Below are 18,642 nucleotides of genomic sequence, written 5' to 3'. Positions count from 1 at the left end.
GGGAGTGTCCTAGCTCTGGTTGAAGAAGCCGCCCTCGGCGATCCGCTGCTTGTCCTCGGCGGCCACCGTCACGTTCGGCGGGGAGAGCAGGAACACCTTGTTGGTCACCCGCTCGATGGTGCCACGCGTGGCGAAGACCAGGCCGGCGGCGAAGTCGACCAGGCGCTTGGCGTCGTTGTCGTCCATCTCCGAGAGGTTCATGATCACCGGGGTGCCGTCGCGGAAGTTCTCCCCGACGGTGCGCGCCTCGTTGTAGGTGCGCGGGTGCAGGGTGGTGATCCGGGAGAGCTCGGCCACCACCCCGGCCGGGGCGGGGGCCGGGCGCCGACGCTCGGCGAGGTCGGCCACCGGGGCAGGACGAGGCTCGCGCACCTTGGCCGCGCGGGCCGGCGGCACGGTCGGGACGTCCTGGGTCTCGTACTCGCCGTCGTACTCGTCGTACCGACCGGTGTCCTCGAGCAGGCCGAGGTACTCGCCGATCTTGCGCATCGCGCCGCTCATGACTGTTGTCCTCCGCTCACAAGCCCCCGGGGACCGGGGGCTGTCCTGATGTTGGTGACACTACTTGACACGCGACCTCGATCCGAGGACCGCACTGCCGACACGCACGTGTGTCGCACCGGCCCGGACGGCCTCTTCCAGGTCGCCGCTCATGCCCGCCGAGAGCCACCCCGCGTCGGGGTGGTCGGCGAGGAAGTCCCGCCTGAGGGCGGCGAGCCGACCGAAGGCCGCGGCCGGGTCCTCCCCCAACGGCGCCACGGCCATCAGCCCCCGCAGCCGCAGCGGCGCGGCCTGCTCGACCTCGCGGGCGAGGGCCTCGAGGTCCTCGGGGTCGGCTCCGGCGCGCCCGGCCCGGTCCGGAGGGTCCAGGCTGACCTGCAGCAGGCAGTCCAGCGGCCCGGACCGCTCGTGGGCGCCCCGGGCGAGGGGCGCGACCAGCCTGCGTCGGTCCAGCGACTGCACGACGTCGGCGTAGGAGGCCACCGCGGCCGCCTTGTTGCTCTGGAGCGCACCGATGAAGTGCCACCGCAGCGGCAGGTCCGCGCACTGGGCGATCTTGTCGCGGGCCTCCTGGTGGCGGTTCTCCCCCACGTCGGTCACCCCGAGGTCGGCGAGCAGCCGCACGTCGGAGGCCCCGAAGTTCTTGGTGACCACGACCAGCCGCACCTCGTCGGGGTCCCGGCCGGCCTCGCCGCAGGCGGACGCGATCCTGGCCCGGACCCGGGCCAGCCCGGCCGCCACCTCGTCGCTGCGGCTCACCGCACGACTCCCGGAACGACTCCCGGGGCGACTCCCGGGGCGTGCAGCCGGACCAGGCCGGCGAGACGTCCGGATCCGGCCCCGTCGCGGCGGTAGGAGTAGAGGTCCTCGGACTCGCGGGTGCAGCGGGCGACGTCGACGACCTCGACGCCGCTGCGCGCCAGCTGGGCGCGCACGCCGGCACCGATGTCGAGCGCGGGGGTGCCCCACGAGGTGGTGGCCCGGCTCGCCGGCTCCAGGGCGACGACCTGCTCCCGCATCGCCTCCGGCACCTCGTAGCAGGAGCCGCACACGTGCGGGCCCACCCACGCGGTGAGGCTCCTCGCGCCCAGGTCCCGCATCGCCTGCACGGTGCGCAGCACGACTCCTGCCGCGAGCCCCGGACGGCCGGCGTGGGCGGCCCCCACGACACCGGCCACCGGGTCGGCGAGCAGCACCGGCACACAGTCGGCCGCGCGCACCATGAGCACCAGGTCCGGCTGGTCGGTCACGAGCCCGTCCGCCTCCGGCGGAGAGCCGGCCGGCGGCTCCTCCACGACGACCACCCGGTCGCCGTGCACCTGCTGCAGGCCGGCCAGGCCGGCGCCCGGCGCGAAGTCGTCCAGCACCCGGCGCAGGTTCTCGGCGCGGGAGCCGTCGTCGTCGGGCCCGGTGCTCGCCAGGTTCAGCGAGTCGAACGGCGCCGCGCTGACCCCGCCGTACCTGTCGGTGAAGGCCAGCTCGACGGGGCCGACCCGCTCGCGGTGGAGGTACACGCCGCCTTACTTCAGGAAGTCCGGGACGTCCAGGTCGTCGTCGTCGAACTGGACGGGACGGGGCTGGCGGGCCGGGGCGGGGGCCGACGGACGCGGGTCCTGACGCGGGTCCTGACGCGGCTCGGCCGGCCGGGACTGCTCGGGAGCGGCGGCCGGGGCGGGCTCGGCGGGACGGCTCGGCGCCGCGACCTGCTCGGGCTCGCGCCGGGTGGCCAGCTGCTGGGCGGTCGCCCGCGTCTGCTCCTGGGTCTGCTGCGGGCGGGGCTCGCGGCGCAGGACCGTGCCCTCGTCACGCTTCTTGGGCTGTCCGCCGTCGAAGCCGGCGGCGATCACGGTCACCCGGACCTCGTCGCCGAGGGCGTCGTCGATGGTGGCGCCGAAGATGATGTTGGCCTCCTCGTGGGCCGCCTGGGCGACCAGCGCGGCGGCCTCGTTGATCTCGAACAGGCCGAGGTCGGAGCCTCCGGCGATCGAGAGCAGCACGCCGTACGCACCGTCGATGGAGGCCTCCAGCAGCGGGCTCGAGACCGCCATCTCGGCGGCTGCGACCGCACGGTCCTCGCCGCGAGCCGAGCCGATGCCCATCAGCGCGGAGCCGGCGTTGGCCATCACCGACTTCACGTCGGCGAAGTCGAGGTTGATCAGGCCGGGCGTGGTGATCAGGTCGGTGATGCCGGAGACACCCTGGAGGAGCACCTGGTCGGCCTGCTTGAACGCGTCGAGCACCGAGACGTTGCGGTCGCTGATCGAGAGCAGCCGGTCGTTGGGGATGACGATGAGGGTGTCGACCTCCTCGCGCAGCCGGGCGATGCCCTCCTCGGCGGAGTTGGCCCGGCGGCGGCCCTCGAAGGCGAACGGCCGGGTCACCACACCGATGGTCAGCGCTCCCAGGGAGCGGGCGATCCGGGCCACGACCGGCGCGCCACCGGTGCCGGTGCCGCCGCCCTCGCCGGCGGTCACGAAGACCATGTCGGCGCCCTTGATGACCTCTTCGATCTCGTCGGAGTGGTCCTCGGCGGCCTGGGCCCCGACGTCGGGGTTGGCGCCGGCTCCCAGCCCGCGGGTGAGCTCGCGCCCGATGTCGAGCTTGACGTCGGCGTCGCTCATGAGGAGTGCCTGGGCGTCGGTGTTGATGGCGATGAACTCGACGCCCTTGAGGCCGACCTCGATCATCCGGTTGACGGCGTTGACACCGCCACCACCGATGCCCACGACCTTGATGATGGCCAGGTAGTTCTGCGCTGCTGCCACGGCGGACTCGCCTCTCGCTGATCGTGTCCGGTTCCTCGGACGAAGGTGTGCTGTCGGTGGGGAAGCGACGAGGTTGCCTGACCCTCAACCCTGACCCTCAGGCTGAGGGTTATAGTTATGTCAACCTCGTCGTTGCGACGACACTAGGCGCCCGGCTCGCGCGTGCCGCGCAGACACGCCGTCGATCCGGACTTCTTGCTCGCGTCGTCGCCGGTCGGGAGGCGGGGCGGTTGGGGAATGGCGCCATTCCGCAGCTCCTGGCGCCGGACTCCTGCGGTTGGTCGCCAATCCGCAGATCACCGGGGCTCCTCGTCCTCACGCGTGAGCCTCAAGCGCCGACCATCCGGGCAGCACCGAATGGCGACAGACCGCAATCCAGGGCCCCGGTTTTCTGCGGTCTGTCGCCATTCCGCAGCCGCCCGCGCCCGCAACCGGCCGCGGCCAGCCCCGCCCGGCTCCCCCCGCCCGGCTCCCCCGGCCCGGGTCAGGTCAGGTCAGGTCAGGCCGGGTCAGCGCACGGTCGGCTGGCCCGGCACGGTCACGTCGTACTCCTGCCCGGGCTGGTGCAGCAGGGCGGCGACCACCTCGGCCTTGAGGTCGGACTGCTCGGCGCTGCCCCACTTGACCACGCGCCCGTCGCGCAGCACGAGGGTGATCTGGTCCACGGTCTCGACCTCGACGTGGTCGACCTTCGCGGCGAGGTCGGAGGGCAGGGCGGCGACCACCTTGGCGCCCTCGGCGAGTGCCTCGGCCCGGGTGCCGGCCGAGGTCTGGATGTGCGGGAGCTGCGGGGGCGCGTGCCGGTAGCTCCGGAACACCACGCCGTCGGCGTCCATGCCGCGCAGCTGGCCGCCGATCTCCACGACCGCCACGGCGGTGCGTTCGCGGACCTTGATCAGCACCTGGTCGGGCCACTGCCGCGAGACGTCGGCGGAGCGCACCGCGGCCAGCGCCTGCACCCGGGAGCGGATCTGGGCCAGGTCGACCTTGGCCAGCGGCTCCCCGGTGGGCACCGCGGCGGCGGCGCGGATCCGCGCCGCGCCGACGGTGTCGGCGCCGGTGACCTCCACGCCGCTGACCGCGAGGAACGAGGAGAAGTAGACGGCCCAGACACCGGCGAGGACCAGGCCGAGCAGCAGCAGGACGGCGAGCACGGCCTTCCACCGCAGCCAGCGGCGCGCCCACTGGCGGCGCGCGAACCGGCTGCGGGTGCGGCGCAGGCTCTGCTCGGTGTCGGTCACCGACGGCTGGTCGCGGCGGTTCCTACGCATCGCCGCCCCGGGCGGCCAGCAGCTCGAGGACCCGGGGGCCGAGGTCGGTGACGCTCCCGGCTCCGAGCGTGAGCACGAGGTCGCCGGGGCGGGCCCGGGCCACCAGCTCGGCGGGCGCGTCGGCGAGGTCGGGCACGTAGGCGACCCGCCCGGACGGCAGCGGCACCGCCTCGGCGACCACGGCCCCGGTCACCTCGGGGTCGGCGTCCTCGCGGGCCAGGTAGACGTCGAGCACGACGACCTCGTCCGCAGCCCCGAGCGCCTCGCCCATCGCGGTCCCGAACAGCCGGGTGCGCGAGACCAGGTGCGGCTGGAACGCGACCAGCACCCGCCCCTCCCCCGCGACCGCCCGGGCGGCCTGCAGGTCGCCGGCGATCTCGACGGGGTGGTGGGCGTAGCTGTCGTAGACGCGTACGCCGGCGACCTCGCCCTTGGCCTCCATCCGGCGGCGCGAGCCGGTGAAGCCCGCCAGCCCGGTCCGCAGCCCCTCGAAGGGCAGGCCGAGCCGCAGCCCGGCGGCCAGCGCCGCCAGCGCGTCGAGCACGTAGTGCCGCCCCGGGATCTGCAGGGCCACCTCCCCGAGCCGCTCGCGGCCCCGCACCACGGTGAAGCGCGAGCTGGCGCCCTCGAAGCGCAGGTCGGTCGCGCGGACGTCGGCGTCCGCGCCCTCCCCCACCGCGACGACCTCGAGCCCCCGCTCGCGCGCCGTCCGCGCGAGCTCGGCGGCGCCGGCGTCGTCGGTGCAGCAGACGAGGAACCCGCTCGGGTCGATCCGGTCGAGGAAGTCCACGAAGGCCTGTCGGTAGGCCTCCTCCGTGCCCCACACGTCGAGGTGGTCGGCCTCCACGTTGGTGACCACGGCCGCGTGCGGCGTGTAGACGAGGAAGGCGCCGTCGCTCTCGTCGGCCTCGGCGACGAACAGCTCCCCCTCGCCGGCGTCGGCGTTGCGCCCGGTCGCCGACAGCACTCCCCCGACGGCGTACGACGGGTCCGCGTCACAGGCGAGCAGCGCGCTGGTGAGCAGCGAGGTGGTGGTGGTCTTGCCGTGGGTGCCCGCGACCGCGACGACCCGGCGGCCGAGCATCACCGACTGCAGGCCCGCCGAGCGGGGCAGCAGCCGCAGCCCGCGGCGCCGGGCCTCGAGCACCTCGGGGTTGTCCTCGCGGGCCGCGGTGGTGACGACCACGGTGTCGGCGTCGGCGACGTGCTCGGCGGCGTACCCGAGGTGGCAGGGCACGCCCAGCTCGCGCAGCGACGGCAGGAACGGCGTGTCCTGGTCGTCGCTGCCGGTCACCGGGACACCTCGCGCGGCCATGATCCGCGCGATCGCCGAGAGCCCGGCGCCGCCGATGCCCACGAAGTGCACGCGGCCCAGCCGCTCGGCCGGCAGGATCTCGTCGGGGACGGGCAGCTTCACCGGGCGCCTCCTGCGGCGGTCTCGAGGACGAGCCGGGCCAGTCTCTCGTCGGCGTCGCGCGGGATCAGCCCGGCTGCGGCGGCCCCCATCGCGGCCAGCCGCGGCCCGTCGGTGACGAGCCCGGGGACGGTCGCGGCCACCCACTCCGGGGTCACCGCCGCATCGGCCACCAGCAGCGCTCCGCCCGCGTCGACCACGGGTCGCGCGTTGAGCTCCTGCTCGCCGTTGCCGATCGGCAGCGGCACGAAGATCGCCGGCAGCCCGGTCGCCGCGGCCTCGGTCACGGTGTTCGCGCCGGCACGGCACACCACCAGGTCGGAGGCGGCGTAGGCGAGGTCCATGCGGTCGCAGTAGTCCAGGACGACGTACGGCGTGCGCGTGGCCTCCGGCTCGGCCCCGCCGTGCTTGCCCTGGACGTGCAGCACCTGCACGCCGGCGTCGCTCAGCGTGCGGGCCGCCGCCGAGACGGCGCGGTTGAGCTTCTGGGCCCCCTGCGAGCCCCCGGTGACCAGCAGCGTCGGGAGGTCGGGGTCGAGCCCGAAGAACGCGCGCGCCTCGGCCCGGACCGCCTGGCGGTCCAGCGTCGAGATCATCCGGCGGATCGGCAGCCCGATGTACTCCGCCTTGGGCAGCGGCGTGTCGGGGAAGGAGACCGCGACCCGGGTCGCGAGACGGGCGCCGGCCCGGTTGGCCAGCCCGGGCAGCGCGTTCTGCTCGTGGACGACGACCGGCAGGCGGCGCCGGCGGGCCGCGAGGTAGGCCGGCATCGAGACGTAGCCCCCGTAGCCCACGACCACGTCGGGCCGGACCCGGTCGAGCACCGCCGAGGTCGCCCGGACCGCGGCCCGCAGCCGGGCGGGCACCTTGAGCAGGTCGGCGCCGGGGCGGCGCGGCAGCGGCACCGGCGGGACCAGCTCCAGCGGGTAGCCCGCCTCCGGGACGACCCGGGTCTCCAGGCCGCGGGGGGTGCCCAGGCAGGTGATCTCGACGTCGGGGTCCAGCCGGCGCAGGGCGTCGGCGGTGGCGAGCAGGGGCGAGGTGTGGCCGGCGGTGCCACCGCCGGCGAGGAGTACGCGCATCGCAGGAGAACCTAGCGCCGACCTCAGCGGCCCTGCCCCGGGACCCGTCCGGCGGCGAGCCCGGCGGAGCGCGCACGGCGCTTCTGGGCCAGCGCGCGGGCGGCCTCGGGCTCCCGGCGGGCGAACCCGATGACCAGGCCGAGCGCGGCCAGGGTCGGCACCAGGGAGGAGCCGCCGTAGGACACCAGGGGAAGAGGGATGCCGATGACGGGGAGCAGCGCGAGCACCATGCCGATGTTGATCATCATCTGGCCCATCAGCCACACCACGATGCCGAAGGTCGCGTAGCGCACGAACGGATCCTTGGTGTCCCGCGCGACCCGGATCGCGGCGAACGCGATCGTGAGGAACAGCGCGATCACCAGCAGCGTGCCCACCAGGCCCAGCTCCTCCCCCAGCACGGCGAAGATGAAGTCGGTGTGCGCCTCGGGCAGGTCCCCCCACTTCTGCTGGCTGGCGCCGATGCCCTGCCCGAACCAGCCGCCGGTGGAGAGCGCGTAGAGGCCGTGGGCGGGCTGCCAGCCGGTGTCGTGGAAGTCCTTGAAGGGGTCGGCGAAGTTCGTGATGCGGGCCAGCCGCTCGGGGCTCGTGGAGGCCAGGAAGATCACGACCACGCCCACGATCGAGAGGCACAGCCCGAAGAACCGCGCCGGGGCGCCGACCACCCACAGCATGCCGAGCATGATCGCGAACAGCACGAGCGCGGTGCCCAGGTCGTGGCCCAGCACGACGAGGCCGGTGGCCAGGAGCATGCCCGGCACCACCGGCATCAGCACGTGGTGCAGGTCGCCGAGGCGGCGGTCCTTGCGGGCGTAGACGTGGGCGGCCCACAGGATCAGCGCCACCTTGGCGATCTCCGCGGGCTGGATCACGACCGGCCCGAGCGGCAGCCAGTTCTTGTTGCCGTTGATGTCCACGCCGAACTTCGCGGTGAGCACCAGCAGCACGAGCGAGACGACGTAGCCGGGCCACACCAGCCGCCGGAAGAAGCGCTGGGGCAGCCGGCTGACCAGCCACGCGGTCGGGAGCCCGATCGCGACCCACAGCAGCTGGCGCTTGACCACGGTGTAGGAGTCGCCGGTGTTCTCGAACGAGTACACGCTGGAGGCGCTGAGCACCATGATCAGGCCGATGGTCAGCAGCAGCGCCGAGGCGCCCAGCAGCAGGTAGTACGACGTCAGCGGGCGGTCCAGGGCCTCCCGGAGCACGGTGAACCAACCCGGGGCCGTGCTGCGTCCGGCGGTGCGGGACTGCTCGGGGTTCGCGGTGGTCATCGCTCGCCCCTCCCTCTGCTAGTGCTGCCGTCGGTGGACCGCCGCGGCGAACGCGTCGCCCCGCTCGGCATAGTTGGTGAACATGTCCATGGAGGCGCATCCCGGAGCCAGCAGGACCGTGTCGCCCGGACGGGCCAACGTGGCCGCCGCCTCCACGACGCGCTCCATGGAGCCATGTTGTCGATCAGTACCGTCGGGACCAGTCTCGTCGTCGTCGACGACGATGACCGGCACATCCGGCGCGTGTCGTGAAAGCGCCTGCCGGATGAGGTCACGGTCACGTCCGAGCAGCACCACGCCGCGCAGCCGGGACCGCACGGCCCGCACCAGCTCGTCGAACGACGCACCCTTGGCGAGCCCGCCCGCGACCCAGACGACCGGGTCGTAGGCCTGCAACGAGGACTGCGCGGCGTGCGGGTTGGTGGCCTTGGAGTCGTCGACCCAGGTGACCCCGCCGACCTCCGCGACGGTCGCGATCCGGTGCCCGTCGGGACGGAAGGCGCGCAGCCCGTCGCGGACCGCCGCCTGGGAGACGCCGTGGGAGCGCGCCAGCGCGGCCGCGGCAAGGGCGTTGGCGACGAAGTGGGGCGCGGGCGAGGCCAGGTCGGCGATCGTGCACAGCTCGGCGGCACTGGTCTCGCGCTGCTCGATGAAGGCCCGGTCGGCGAGGATGTCCTCCACCACGCCCACCATCCCGACGCCCGGCATGCCGAGGGTGAAGCCGATCGCGCGGGCGCCCTCGACGACGTCGGCCTCGCGCACCAGCCGCTCGGTCTCCGGGTCGGCCGCGTTGTAGACGCAGGCGCGCCGGACCCGCTCGTAGATCCGGCCCTTGTCCGCGGCGTAGTCGGCCATGCCGGTGGGGCCGGCGTACCAGTCGAGGTGGTCCTCGGCGATGTTGAGCACCGCGGCGGACTCCGCGCTCATCGAGTCGGTGTAGTGCAGCTGGAAGCTGGAGAGCTCGACCGCGAGCACGTCGTACGGCTCGGGGTCCATGACCGCCTCGACCAGCGGCAGGCCGACGTTGCCCGCCGCCACCGAGCGCAGGCCCGCGGCGCGCAGGATCGCGTCCAGCATCTGCACGGTCGTGGTCTTGCCGTTGGTGCCGGTGACCGCGAGCCAGGGGGGCCGGTGGTTCGGGTCGCGCAGCCGCCACGCGAGCTCCACCTCGCCCCAGACCGGGATCCCACGGTCGCGGGCCTGGGCGAGCAGCGGCGCCGAGGGCTTCCAGCCCGGGGACGCGATAACCAGGTCGACGTCACCGGGGAGCGCCGCGGTCGCGCCCTCGCCCAGACGGACGGTGGCGCCGAGCACCTCGAGCAGCTCGGCCTTCTCCCGGCGGTCGCTGTCCGCCCCGCCGTCGGACTCGTCGAGGGCCGTCACGGAGGCGCCGAGGTGGTTGAGGTTGTCGGCGGCGGCGAAGCCGGACACGCCGAAGCCGGCGACGACCGCGCGGACGCCCTCCCAGGAGTCGTGCCGCCCGAGGCTCTGGGGGTCCCTCACGATCCGGCCACCCACTCCGCGTAGAAGACGCCCAGGCCGGCGGCCACGCACAGGCCGGTGATGATCCAGAAGCGGATCACGACGGTGACCTGCTCCCAGCCGAGCATCTCGAAGTGGTGGTGGATCGGCGCGATGCGGAAGAGCCTCCGGCCGGTGCCGGTCAACCTCTTGGTGACCTTGAAGCAGGTGACCTGGAGCATCACCGACACCGTCTCCATCAAGAAGAGCCCACCGAGGATGATCAGCAGCAGCTCGGTGCGGGTCATGATCGCCAGCCCGCCCACCGCGGCACCCAGCGAGAGCGACCCGGTGTCGCCCATGAAGATCGCCGCCGGCGAGGCGTTCCACCACAGGAAGCCGAAGCACGCCCCGGTGATCGCCGCGGCGACCACCGCCAGGTCGAGCGGGTCGCGCACCTCGTAGCAGCTCGGGCCGGGGCTGAGCTGGCAGGACTGGTTGTTCTGCCAGATGTTCACCAGCGTGTAGGCCGCGAACACCATCGCCGACGCGCCCGTCGCCAGCCCGTCGAGCCCGTCGGTGAGGTTCACCGCGTTGCTGGTGCCGGTGATGATCAGCCAGATCAGCAGGATCAGCAGGATCGCGGGCAGCGTGAAAGCCCCGTAGTCACGGATGAAGGAGATGTGCGGCGAGGCCGGTGTCTCGCCCCGGAAGTCCGCGAGCGAGTGCGAGATCGCGAGCACGCCGAAGACCACGCCGACCACGGTCTGGCCGACCATCTTGGCCTTGCTGCGCAGCCCGAGGCTGCGCTGCTTGGAGATCTTGATGAAGTCGTCGAGGAAGCCCACCACGCCCATCCCCACGAAGAGGAACAGCAGCAGCAGCGCCGACGCCGAGGGCATGGTCTGGGTGATCAGCTTCGCGGCGAAGTAGCCGATGACCGTGGCCAGGATGATGACCACCCCGCCCATCGTGGGGGTGCCCCGCTTCGTGTGGTGGCTGGTCGGCCCGTCGTCGCGGATCTCCTGGCCGTAGCCCCACTGCGTGAAGTAGTTGATCGCCACCCGGGTCCCGAGCAGGGAGATGAGCAGCGCCAGCCCGCCGCCGAGAAGGACTGCTCTCATGGCTGCTGCACCTCGGGCTTCACCTCTGGGTTCTCAGGGGGGTTCTTCACGGCGGGGTTCTGCTCGGGGGGCTGCTGCTCGGGAGCGGGACCGGGTCCCTGGAGCAGGGACTCGGCGACGACCTCGAGCGCGGCGCCACGGGACGCCTTGACCAGCACGACGTCGCGGGCCGAGACATTCTGTCGCACCCACGCCAGCGCCTCGTCGCGCCCCGCCGTGCGGACCACCAGGCCCGGCCAGCCGGGCACGTCCTCGGCCCCCTCGGCGATGCCGACGGCCTCCTCGCCCACCGTCACCAGCACGTCGACGCCGGCGCCGGCGGCCGCGCGGCCGACCCCCCGGTGGTCCTCGAGCGCGCCGCTGCCGAGCTCCCTCATCTCGCCCAGGACCGCGACGGTACGGCGTCCGCCGCGCTCCCCGATCGCCACCAGCGAGTCCAGCGCGGCCACCATCGAGGCCGGGTTGGCGTTGTAGGCGTCGTTGACCACGACGAGCCCGTCGGCGCGCTCGGTCAGCTCCATCCGCCAGCGTGAGGCCGGCCGGGCGGCGGTGAGCCCTTCGGCCACCCGGTCCAGCGGGACGCCCACCGCCAGCGCCATGGCCGCGGCGGCGGCCGCGTTCGCGACCTGGTGCTCCCCCGGCAGCGCCAGGCGGACCGGGTGCCAGGACCCGGCGTACCCGAGCTCGAAGGACGGGCGTCCGAGGTCGTCGAGCCCGACGGCTCGCCAGGCGACGTCGCCGGCCCGGCCGAACGTGAGCGTCCGCGCGCGGGTGCGTGCCGCCATCGCGGCGACGAGCTCGTCGTCGGCGTTGAGCACCGCGGTCCCGCCGCCGGACAGGGACTCGACGATCTCGCCCTTCGCCTGCGCGATCGCCTCCCGGCTCCCGAACTCGCCGATGTGGGCGGTGCCCACGTTGAGCACGGCCGCGACCGACGGCGGCGCGATGCCACACAGGTAGGCGATGTGACCGAGCCCGCGGGCGCCCATCTCGACCACGAGGTAGGCCGTGCCCGCGTCGGCTCGCAGCACGGTCATCGGCACGCCGAGCTCGTTGTTGTTGTTGCCGGCCGTGGCCACGGTCGGGCCGGCCGCCCCCAGCACCTGGGCGAGGTAGTCCTTGGTGCCGGTCTTGCCCTGGGAGCCGGTGAGGGCGAGCACGGTCACGTCGAGCCGGGTGAGCACGTGCCGGGCGAGCCGGCCGAGCGCGTCGACCGGGTCCTCGACCAGCACCGAGGGCGCGCCCGTCGGGCGGCTCGCGAGCACCGCGGCGGCACCGGCCTCGTGGGCGCGCAGCGCGAAGTCGTGCCCGTCGACGCGGTCGCCCGCGACGGCCACGAACAGCCCGCCGGGGACGATCTGGCGGCTGTCGAAGGTGGCCGGGCCGGTGACGAGGACCGCCGGGTCCCCCGCGACGGCTCCGTCGACGGCCGTCGCGACCTCCTGCAGCGTCATGGGGATCATCGGACGGCCCGCCCCTCCCCCAGGCACGCCTCGACGACCTCGCGGTCGACGAACGGGTGCACCACCCCGGCGACCTCCTGGCCGGTCTCGTGGCCCTTGCCGGCGACCAGCACGATGTCGCCGGGCCGGGCCAGGCCCAGCGCCTCGCGGATCGCGGAGCGCCGGTCGCCGATCTCCAGCACGTCCGCCGGCCCGCCGGAGGCGCCGGCGAGCAGGGCGGCCCGGATCGCGGCCGGGTCCTCCGAGCGCGGGTTGTCGTCGGTCACGACCAGCACGTCGGCGAGCCGGGCGGCGATCTCGCCCATGATCGGCCGCTTGCCGGGGTCGCGGTCGCCGCCGGCTCCCAGGACGACCAGCAGCCGGCCCTCGGTCAGTGGCCGCAGGGTCTGCAGTGCGGCCTCGACGGCGTCCGGCTTGTGGGCGTAGTCGACGATGACGGTGAAGTCCTGTCCGGCGTCGACCCGCTCCAGTCGTCCGGGCACGCCGCCCCCGGCGGCCAGGGCGCGGGCGACCCGGTCGGGGGCGAAGCCGGCCTCGGCGCAGGCCGCGACGGCCGCGAGGGCGTTCGCGACGTTGAAGTCACCGGGCAGCGGGACGCCTGCCGCGACGGCCCGGCCGTCGGGGCCGACGACCGTGAACCGCGAGCCGGTCGGGCCCATCTCGACGTCCACGGCCCGCCAGTCCGCATCCCGGCCGCCGGCCGAGAAGGTCCGGACCGGGACCCCGGCCTCCGCGACCAGGCGTCGGCCGTGCTCGTCGTCCACGTTGACCAGGCCCCGCCGCGAGCGCTGCGGAGTGAACAGCGACGCCTTCGCGGCGAAGTAGTCCTCGACCGTCTCGTGGAAGTCCAGGTGGTCACGGCCGAGGTTGGTGAACACCGCCACGTCGAACACCACGCCGTCGACGCGGCCCATGACGAGCGCGTGGCTGGAGACCTCCATCGCACACGCGACCACGTGCTGCTCGCGCATCCTCGCGAAGAGTCCGTGCAGGTCCGGCGCCTCGGGCGTGGTGAGCGCGGTGCGCACGTCCGTGCCGGCCACGCGGGTGCCGACGGTGCCGATGACCGCCGAGCGCACCCCGGCCCGCTCCAGCGCCCCCTCGGCCAGCCGGGTGGTGGTGGTCTTGCCCTGGGTGCCGGTCACGCCGATCATCCGCAGCCCGGTCGCCGGGTCGCCGTAGACGTGCGCGGCGAGCCGGCCGAGCAGCTCGCGCGGGCGCTCGACGACCAGCTGCGGGACACCGCAGGCCGCGGCCTCGCGGTCGGCACCGGCCGGGTCGGTGAGGAGCGCCACCGCACCCGCGGCGACGGCTGCGGCCGCGAAGTCGACTCCGTGGGCGCGGGCCCCGGGCAGGGCGGCGTACAGGTCGCCGGGCCGGATCCGCTGCGAGCTGAGCGAGACGCCGGTCACGCCCACACCGTCCAGGTCACCGCGGGTGCTCGAGGTGCCCGCGGACGCGGACTCGAGCCAGGCGGCGAGCTCCGCGAGCGGGGTCGTCCGGGGGTGGCGGGGACGGGTGGCCAGCACGAGGTCGTCGCTCACGTCGCGAGGCTATCGCCCTGTCGCCCCGGGCTCCGGCGCCCCTGCAGCCGGGAGGAGACGTTCACCACGTGGTGGGCAGCTTCGAGGGGTGGGTCCCGGTCGGGGGGACGCCGTACCGGCGCAGCGCGTAGCCCATGATCTTGGAGAACGCCGGGCCGCCGACCGAGCCGCCACCGCCCCCGTTGCCGGGGTTCTGGACGACGACGTAGATCGTGAAGCGCGGGTCGTCGGCCGGGGCGAACCCCGCGAACGAGACCGTGAAGGTGCCGTCGTAGCAGCCGCAGTCGGGGTTGACCCGCTGGGCGGTCCCGGTCTTGCCGGCCACCCGGTAGCCCGGCACCGCGGCGGCCGGCGCGACGCCGACGCCGGGGGCGACCACCCGCTCCATCATGTGCATCGTGCCGCGGGCCGCCTTCGCGCTGACGACGCGGTGGGTCGTGGTGTGGTCGGTGCCGACCACGGAGCCGTCGTCGGTGGTCGCCGAGCCCTCGATGATGCTCGGGTCGACGCGCACGCCCCCGTTGGCGATGGTGTTGACCGCGGCCGCCATCTGCACGGCGTTGACCGAGAGGGACTGGCCGAAGGCGATCCGGTCCTGCAGCGGGCTGGTCCAGGTGTCCTTGTCCGGCAGGATGCCCGGCGACTCGCCCCGGATCCCGATGTCGGTGCTGCTGCCCAGGCCGAACCTGCGCAGGTAGTCGTAGAGCTGGCCGGGGGCGAACTTCTCCGACGCGAGCACCGTGCCGATGTTGGAGGACTGCGCGATCACCCCGGCGAGGGTCAGGTGGATCAGGCCGTGGGTGAACCAGTCGTGGATCGGGTGGCCCGCGCCGTCCTCGAGGACGCCGGGCACCTTGAGCCGGGTGTGCGGGGTGACCTTGCCGAGGTCGATGAGGGAGCTGATCGTCAGCACCTTCTCGACCGAGCCCGGCTCGTAGGGATCGCTCATCGCCCGGGACCCGAGGTCCTCCTTCGGCGACTGGAGCGGCTTGTTGGCGTCGAAGGTCGGGTCGTCGGCCAGCGCCAGCAGCTCGCCGGTCCGGCTGTCCATGACCACCGCGAACCCGGACTCCGCCCTCGCGTCCTCGACGGTCTGGCGCAGCACCCGCTGGGTGTACCACTGCAGGTCCTGGTCGATGGTCGTGTGCAGGTCGGAGCCGTCGACCGCCGGGGTGATCGTGCTCTCCCCCAGCGGGATGCGGGTGCCACCGCCGATCTCGTAGCGGGCCTCCCCGTCCTTGCCGGAGAGCAGGCCGTCGAACGTGCGCTCGAAGCCGGCGAGCGGCTCGTCGGTGCCCATGAAGCCGACCAGGTTGGCGGCCACGTCCCCGCCGGGGTACTGGCGGATCGGGTCGCGGCGGGTGTCCAGTCCCTTGAAGCCCCGGTTCTCGGCGGCGTCCACCACGTGCGTGGCGATGGTCGCCGGCACCCGGCGCGCGATGTACTCGAAGCGGCTGCCCGACGCGCGCAGCTTGGTCAGCGTCGAGAAGTAGTCCAGGTGGAGGTGGCGGGCCAGGAAGCGCGCGAGCTCCGGCGCCTGGTCGGAGGTCAGGTAGGGGTCGGCGACGATCATCATCCCGTCGACGGACTCCGCCAGCGGCTGGCCGTTGCGGTCGAGGATGTCGCCCCGCTCGGCCGGCAGCACGACCTGGACCATGCCCTCCTTCGCGGCCATCTCGGCGTAGGAGTTCGGGTCGATGCCCTGCAGCTGCACCAGCCGGCCCCCGAAGACCGAGAGCACCATCGCGATGAACACGAACCCGAGGCGCAGCCGCAGGTGGGCCTGCCCGCGCAGGCTGCCCCGGGGGCGCCGCGGGGGACGGGTGGGTCGCACGGGTGCCTCCGTCTGTCAGGACCGTCGCTCGGCGCAGGTGCTACTGGTTCGCCCGGGACTGGTGGTGCTTGTGTGACTGCTGGTCAGTTCTACCCCCGTGACCGCCCCCGTGCGTCGTGGACGCGCCGTCGTTCGCGGAGGAGTCCGTGGCCGGGGCGTCGACGTACTTCGGCGCGGGGTCCAGCACCGCGGGCAGCTTGGGCGCCGGCGGGAAGATCCGGACGTTCTGGGCGGGGTCGGGGACCGTGGGCTGTCCGAGCACCTTGCCGTCGGAGAGGCGCAGGAAGACCGGCGCGCCGGCGGTGACCATGCCCATCTTCCGTGCCTGCACGGCCACGTGCTGGGGGTCGCGCAGCGTCTCCAGCTCCATCTGCAGGCTCTGCTCCCGGGCCGACAGGGCGGTGGCCTGCTCCTCCAGCGCGGTGGCCGCGAACGAGCCCTGCTGCATCGAGGTGTTGACCAGCAGCAGCCCGACCACGCCGCCGAGGAGCACCACGGTGACGAGGAGCACGAAGGGCATCCGCGCCGCACGCACGCGTCGTCGCGGGACGACGGTGAGCCGGGCGCGCTCGACCGCCGCCTCCGCGACACGTGGCATCCGGCTGCGGAACTGGACGGCGGGGCTGCTCACGATGCTGCTCCTCGGGTGGTGGGGGTGACTCGTTCCAGCGCGCGCAGGCGGACCGACGCGGCGCGGGGGTTCTCGGCGGTCTCCGCGGGCGAGGCCTTCTCGGCCCCCCGGGTGACCAGGCGGAAGGCGGGCTCGGAGCCCTCCGGCACGAACGGCAGGTCCTCGGGCACCTCGCTGCGGGTGACCCGGGTGAAGGCCTGCTTGACCAGGCGGTCCTCGAGGGAGTGGTAGGACTCCACGACGACCCGGCCGCCCGGCCCGATCGCCTCGATCGCGGACGGGATCGCCCGGCGGAGCACGCCCAGCTCGTCGTTGACCTCCATCCGCAGCGCCTGGAAGGTGCGCTTGGCGGGATGGCCGCCGGTGCGCCGGGCCGGCGCCGGGATCTCGGCGTAGAGCAGCTCGACCAGGCGGCCGGACGTGGTGAACGGCTCGACCTGGCGCTCGCGGACGATGGCCGCGGCGATCTTGCGGGCGAACCGCTCCTCGCCGTACTCCTTGAGGATCCGGGCCAGCTCGGCCGCGGAGTAGCTGTTGAGCACGTCGGCGGCGGTGGGACCGGTGGTGGCGTCCATCCGCATGTCCAGCGGCGCGTCCTCGGCGTAGGCGAAGCCGCGCTCGCGCACGTCGAGCTGCATGGAGGAGACGCCGAGGTCGAACAGCACCGCGTCGACCTGCTCGAGGCCGAGGTCGGCCACCACCTCCGGGATCTCGTCGTAGACCGCGTGCACGCCGGTGAACCGATCCCCGAACTCCGCCAGGCGTCCGGAGGCCAGCTCCAGGGCGGTGGGGTCGCGGTCGATGCCGACCACCCGGGCACCGGGCAGCCGCTGCAGGACGGCCTCGGAGTGGCCGCCGAGGCCGAGCGTGGCGTCGACGAGCACGGCGCCGGGACGCTCCAGCGGCGGCGCGAGGAGGGCGACGACCCGGTCCACCAGGACCGGGACGTGGCGAGGGCTGGCCATGGTCCCTGCGCCTACCGACCCAGGGTCGCGACGAGGAGGAAGGTGAGGGCGACCGCCACCGAGGTCGCGGCCGAGAACGCCATCACGGCGGCCGCGTCGCGGGCCTGGTGCCGAACCCGGCGTACCGGTGCGGCAGGCGTGCTGCTCATCATCCTCGACCCCCTCCCGTGCTGTGGTGCGTGCGGTGGTGCCGCTGCGGCTGCAGCGGGTCGGGCGACCCTCGTCGCCCCTGGGATCCACCGGGCCAGGCCCCTGCCCGCTTCCTGCTGGGAAGTCGCCCTCTGGAACCGGGGAAGGTGCCCCAGATGGCGATGGACAAGAAGCGGGCTCGAGACCTCGCCCTGCGGATCCGCTGTGTTGTTGTCGTCGGTGTTGCGGGGGGCTGCGGGGGCGGGGTCAGACCCCGGGGAAGACCTCCTCGCTGAGCTCGGAGAACTTCTCCTCCTGCTCCGCGGAGTAGGCCTGCCAGCGCTGCGGGTCCCAGATCTCGATCCGGTTCATCACGCCGATGACCACGACCTCGCGGTCGAGCCCGGCGTACTCGCGCAGCATCGGCGTCACGTTGATCCGACCCTGCTTGTCGGGGGTCTCCTCCGAGGCGCCCGCGAAGAGGAACCGCGTGTAGTCACGCGCCCCCTTGACGGTGACCGGAGCCTCCTGGGCGCGGCGGGTGAGCTCGACGAACTCGGCCATGGGCCACACCGTCAAGCAGCGCTCCTGCCCTCGAGTCACCACGAGTCCCTCCGCGAGCTGGTCCCTGAACTTGGCCGGGAGGAACAGCCGCCCCTTGTCGTCGAGCTTGGGGGTGTAGGTGCCCATGAAGAACATCGAGCACCTCCACTCCCCGTCCTTCGGTGGGCGGTTCCTCCACTGCGCACCACTTTACTCCACTTCCCTCCACCGTCAACCATTCCACGCGTGTTTCGCGGGCGTTCTGGACCGGATCGCGCCGGCGGACCACGATCGGCGCGCCCGCCGGCCGGCCCCCGCCGCTCCTCGCGTCTGCGCAGGTCAGCGCGGGGATCCGGGGCGGGCCGGCCCCGGGGTGGGGGCCGGGTGGAGCGCCAGTGGGGGACGCGGGAGCCCGGAGGTGGGGGAAAGTGGGGTGGCCGGTGGGGCGCACGGGCGCCTGGGAGACGGCTGGGAGGCGACTGGTGCCCCTGTTCGGCCGCCCCGCGCCGCCGCCGTGGCCCGTCTGGGCGAAATCCGCAACCAAACCGTGACCCCGGGCGTCCGACCCCGAGACGATGGCGCCACGTATGTTTCCGCAGACGCCTACGGTTGACTGTGTCGCCCGCCACTTCGCGGAGCGC

17 protein-coding genes are annotated in these 18,642 nt (G+C 73.8%); all 17 read right to left on the bottom strand.

What is annotated here, in order from left to right:
- Positions 1 to 9: 9 nt before the first annotated feature.
- Positions 10 to 501 carry a cell division protein SepF gene (locus tag BJZ21_RS07845; RefSeq protein WP_179663227.1) on the bottom strand — a complete coding sequence of 164 codons (492 nt, stop codon included), beginning with the start codon at positions 499 to 501 and terminating at the stop codon, positions 10 to 12.
- Between the two features lie 60 nt (positions 502 to 561).
- Entirely contained in the window at positions 562 to 1,260 is a 699-nt protein-coding gene (locus BJZ21_RS07840) for a YggS family pyridoxal phosphate-dependent enzyme (RefSeq protein ID WP_179663226.1), read from the bottom strand.
- Positions 1,257 to 2,015, bottom strand: a complete 759-nt coding sequence (gene pgeF, locus BJZ21_RS07835; protein ID WP_179663225.1) for a peptidoglycan editing factor PgeF — start codon at positions 2,013 to 2,015, stop codon at positions 1,257 to 1,259. The genes BJZ21_RS07840 and pgeF overlap by 4 nt, the downstream gene beginning before the upstream one ends.
- A gap of 6 nt (positions 2,016 to 2,021) precedes the next feature.
- Positions 2,022 to 3,266 carry a cell division protein FtsZ gene (gene ftsZ, locus BJZ21_RS07830; protein ID WP_179663224.1) on the bottom strand — a complete coding sequence of 415 codons (1,245 nt, stop codon included), beginning with the start codon at positions 3,264 to 3,266 and terminating at the stop codon, positions 2,022 to 2,024.
- Positions 3,267 to 3,775: 509 nt separating this feature from the next.
- Positions 3,776 to 4,507 (bottom strand): cell division protein FtsQ/DivIB, encoded by a 732-nt coding sequence (locus BJZ21_RS07825; RefSeq protein ID WP_343052024.1) that lies wholly within the window; start codon positions 4,505 to 4,507, stop codon positions 3,776 to 3,778.
- Positions 4,508 to 4,529: 22 nt separating this feature from the next.
- A complete protein-coding gene (gene murC, locus BJZ21_RS07820; RefSeq protein WP_179663222.1) occupies positions 4,530 to 5,954 on the bottom strand; it encodes a UDP-N-acetylmuramate--L-alanine ligase in 1,425 nt (474 codons plus the stop codon).
- A complete protein-coding gene (gene murG / locus BJZ21_RS07815) occupies positions 5,951 to 7,033 on the bottom strand; it encodes an undecaprenyldiphospho-muramoylpentapeptide beta-N-acetylglucosaminyltransferase (RefSeq protein ID WP_179663221.1) in 1,083 nt (360 codons plus the stop codon). The genes murC and murG overlap by 4 nt, the downstream gene beginning before the upstream one ends.
- A 23-nt stretch (positions 7,034 to 7,056) precedes the next feature.
- Entirely contained in the window at positions 7,057 to 8,307 is a 1,251-nt protein-coding gene (ftsW, locus tag BJZ21_RS07810) for a putative lipid II flippase FtsW (RefSeq protein WP_179663220.1), read from the bottom strand.
- Between the two features lie 18 nt (positions 8,308 to 8,325).
- Positions 8,326 to 9,825 (bottom strand): UDP-N-acetylmuramoyl-L-alanine--D-glutamate ligase, encoded by a 1,500-nt coding sequence (murD, locus tag BJZ21_RS07805; RefSeq protein WP_425490504.1) that lies wholly within the window; start codon positions 9,823 to 9,825, stop codon positions 8,326 to 8,328.
- Positions 9,807 to 10,892 carry a phospho-N-acetylmuramoyl-pentapeptide-transferase gene (gene mraY / locus BJZ21_RS07800; RefSeq protein WP_179663218.1) on the bottom strand — a complete coding sequence of 362 codons (1,086 nt, stop codon included), beginning with the start codon at positions 10,890 to 10,892 and terminating at the stop codon, positions 9,807 to 9,809. Before mraY ends, murD begins: the two co-directional genes overlap by 19 nt.
- The gene (locus BJZ21_RS07795; RefSeq protein ID WP_343052022.1) at positions 10,889 to 12,346 is read right to left on the bottom strand and encodes a UDP-N-acetylmuramoyl-tripeptide--D-alanyl-D-alanine ligase; all 1,458 of its coding nucleotides are present in this window, start codon (positions 12,344 to 12,346) and stop codon (positions 10,889 to 10,891) included. The genes mraY and BJZ21_RS07795 overlap by 4 nt, the downstream gene beginning before the upstream one ends.
- Positions 12,347 to 12,351: 5 nt before the next feature.
- A complete protein-coding gene (locus tag BJZ21_RS07790; RefSeq protein ID WP_343052021.1) occupies positions 12,352 to 13,899 on the bottom strand; it encodes a UDP-N-acetylmuramoyl-L-alanyl-D-glutamate--2,6-diaminopimelate ligase in 1,548 nt (515 codons plus the stop codon).
- 61 nt (positions 13,900 to 13,960) lie between these two features.
- Positions 13,961 to 15,733 (bottom strand): peptidoglycan D,D-transpeptidase FtsI family protein, encoded by a 1,773-nt coding sequence (locus tag BJZ21_RS07785; protein ID WP_343052020.1) that lies wholly within the window; start codon positions 15,731 to 15,733, stop codon positions 13,961 to 13,963.
- Positions 15,734 to 15,773: 40 nt separating this feature from the next.
- The gene (gene ftsL, locus BJZ21_RS07780; protein ID WP_179663216.1) at positions 15,774 to 16,364 is read right to left on the bottom strand and encodes a cell division protein FtsL; all 591 of its coding nucleotides are present in this window, start codon (positions 16,362 to 16,364) and stop codon (positions 15,774 to 15,776) included.
- Positions 16,361 to 17,329, bottom strand: coding sequence for a 16S rRNA (cytosine(1402)-N(4))-methyltransferase RsmH (gene rsmH, locus BJZ21_RS07775; protein WP_179663215.1), 969 nt, complete (start codon positions 17,327 to 17,329; stop codon positions 16,361 to 16,363). Before rsmH ends, ftsL begins: the two co-directional genes overlap by 4 nt.
- An 11-nt stretch (positions 17,330 to 17,340) precedes the next feature.
- Positions 17,341 to 17,478 (bottom strand): hypothetical protein, encoded by a 138-nt coding sequence (locus tag BJZ21_RS07770; protein WP_179663214.1) that lies wholly within the window; start codon positions 17,476 to 17,478, stop codon positions 17,341 to 17,343.
- Positions 17,479 to 17,725: 247 nt separating this feature from the next.
- Entirely contained in the window at positions 17,726 to 18,157 is a 432-nt protein-coding gene (gene mraZ / locus BJZ21_RS07765) for a division/cell wall cluster transcriptional repressor MraZ (protein WP_179663213.1), read from the bottom strand.
- Positions 18,158 to 18,642 lie beyond the last annotated feature (485 nt).

This window comes from Nocardioides panaciterrulae (genome assembly GCF_013409645.1).
Lineage (GTDB): Bacteria > Actinomycetota > Actinomycetes > Propionibacteriales > Nocardioidaceae > Nocardioides > Nocardioides panaciterrulae.
The sequence above is the reverse complement of the archived record's forward strand: the minus strand, read 5'-3'. Positions and strand labels throughout refer to the sequence as shown.

Bases quoted from the DNA above. Each gene is read 5' to 3' on its own strand.
- BJZ21_RS07845 (WP_179663227.1), bottom strand. From the start codon at position 501: ATGAGCGGCGCGATGCGCAAGATCGGCGAGTACCTCGGCCTGCTCGAG.
- mraZ (WP_179663213.1), bottom strand. From the start codon at position 18,157: ATGTTCTTCATGGGCACCTACACCCCCAAGCTCGACGACAAGGGGCGG.
- mraY (WP_179663218.1), bottom strand. From the start codon at position 10,892: ATGAGAGCAGTCCTTCTCGGCGGCGGGCTGGCGCTGCTCATCTCCCTG.
- murG (WP_179663221.1), bottom strand. From the start codon at position 7,033: ATGCGCGTACTCCTCGCCGGCGGTGGCACCGCCGGCCACACCTCGCCC.
- BJZ21_RS07770 (WP_179663214.1), bottom strand. From the start codon at position 17,478: ATGAGCAGCACGCCTGCCGCACCGGTACGCCGGGTTCGGCACCAGGCC.
- rsmH (WP_179663215.1), bottom strand. From the start codon at position 17,329: ATGGCCAGCCCTCGCCACGTCCCGGTCCTGGTGGACCGGGTCGTCGCC.
- ftsW (WP_179663220.1), bottom strand. From the start codon at position 8,307: ATGACCACCGCGAACCCCGAGCAGTCCCGCACCGCCGGACGCAGCACG.
- BJZ21_RS07795 (WP_343052022.1), bottom strand. From the start codon at position 12,346: ATGACGCTGCAGGAGGTCGCGACGGCCGTCGACGGAGCCGTCGCGGGG.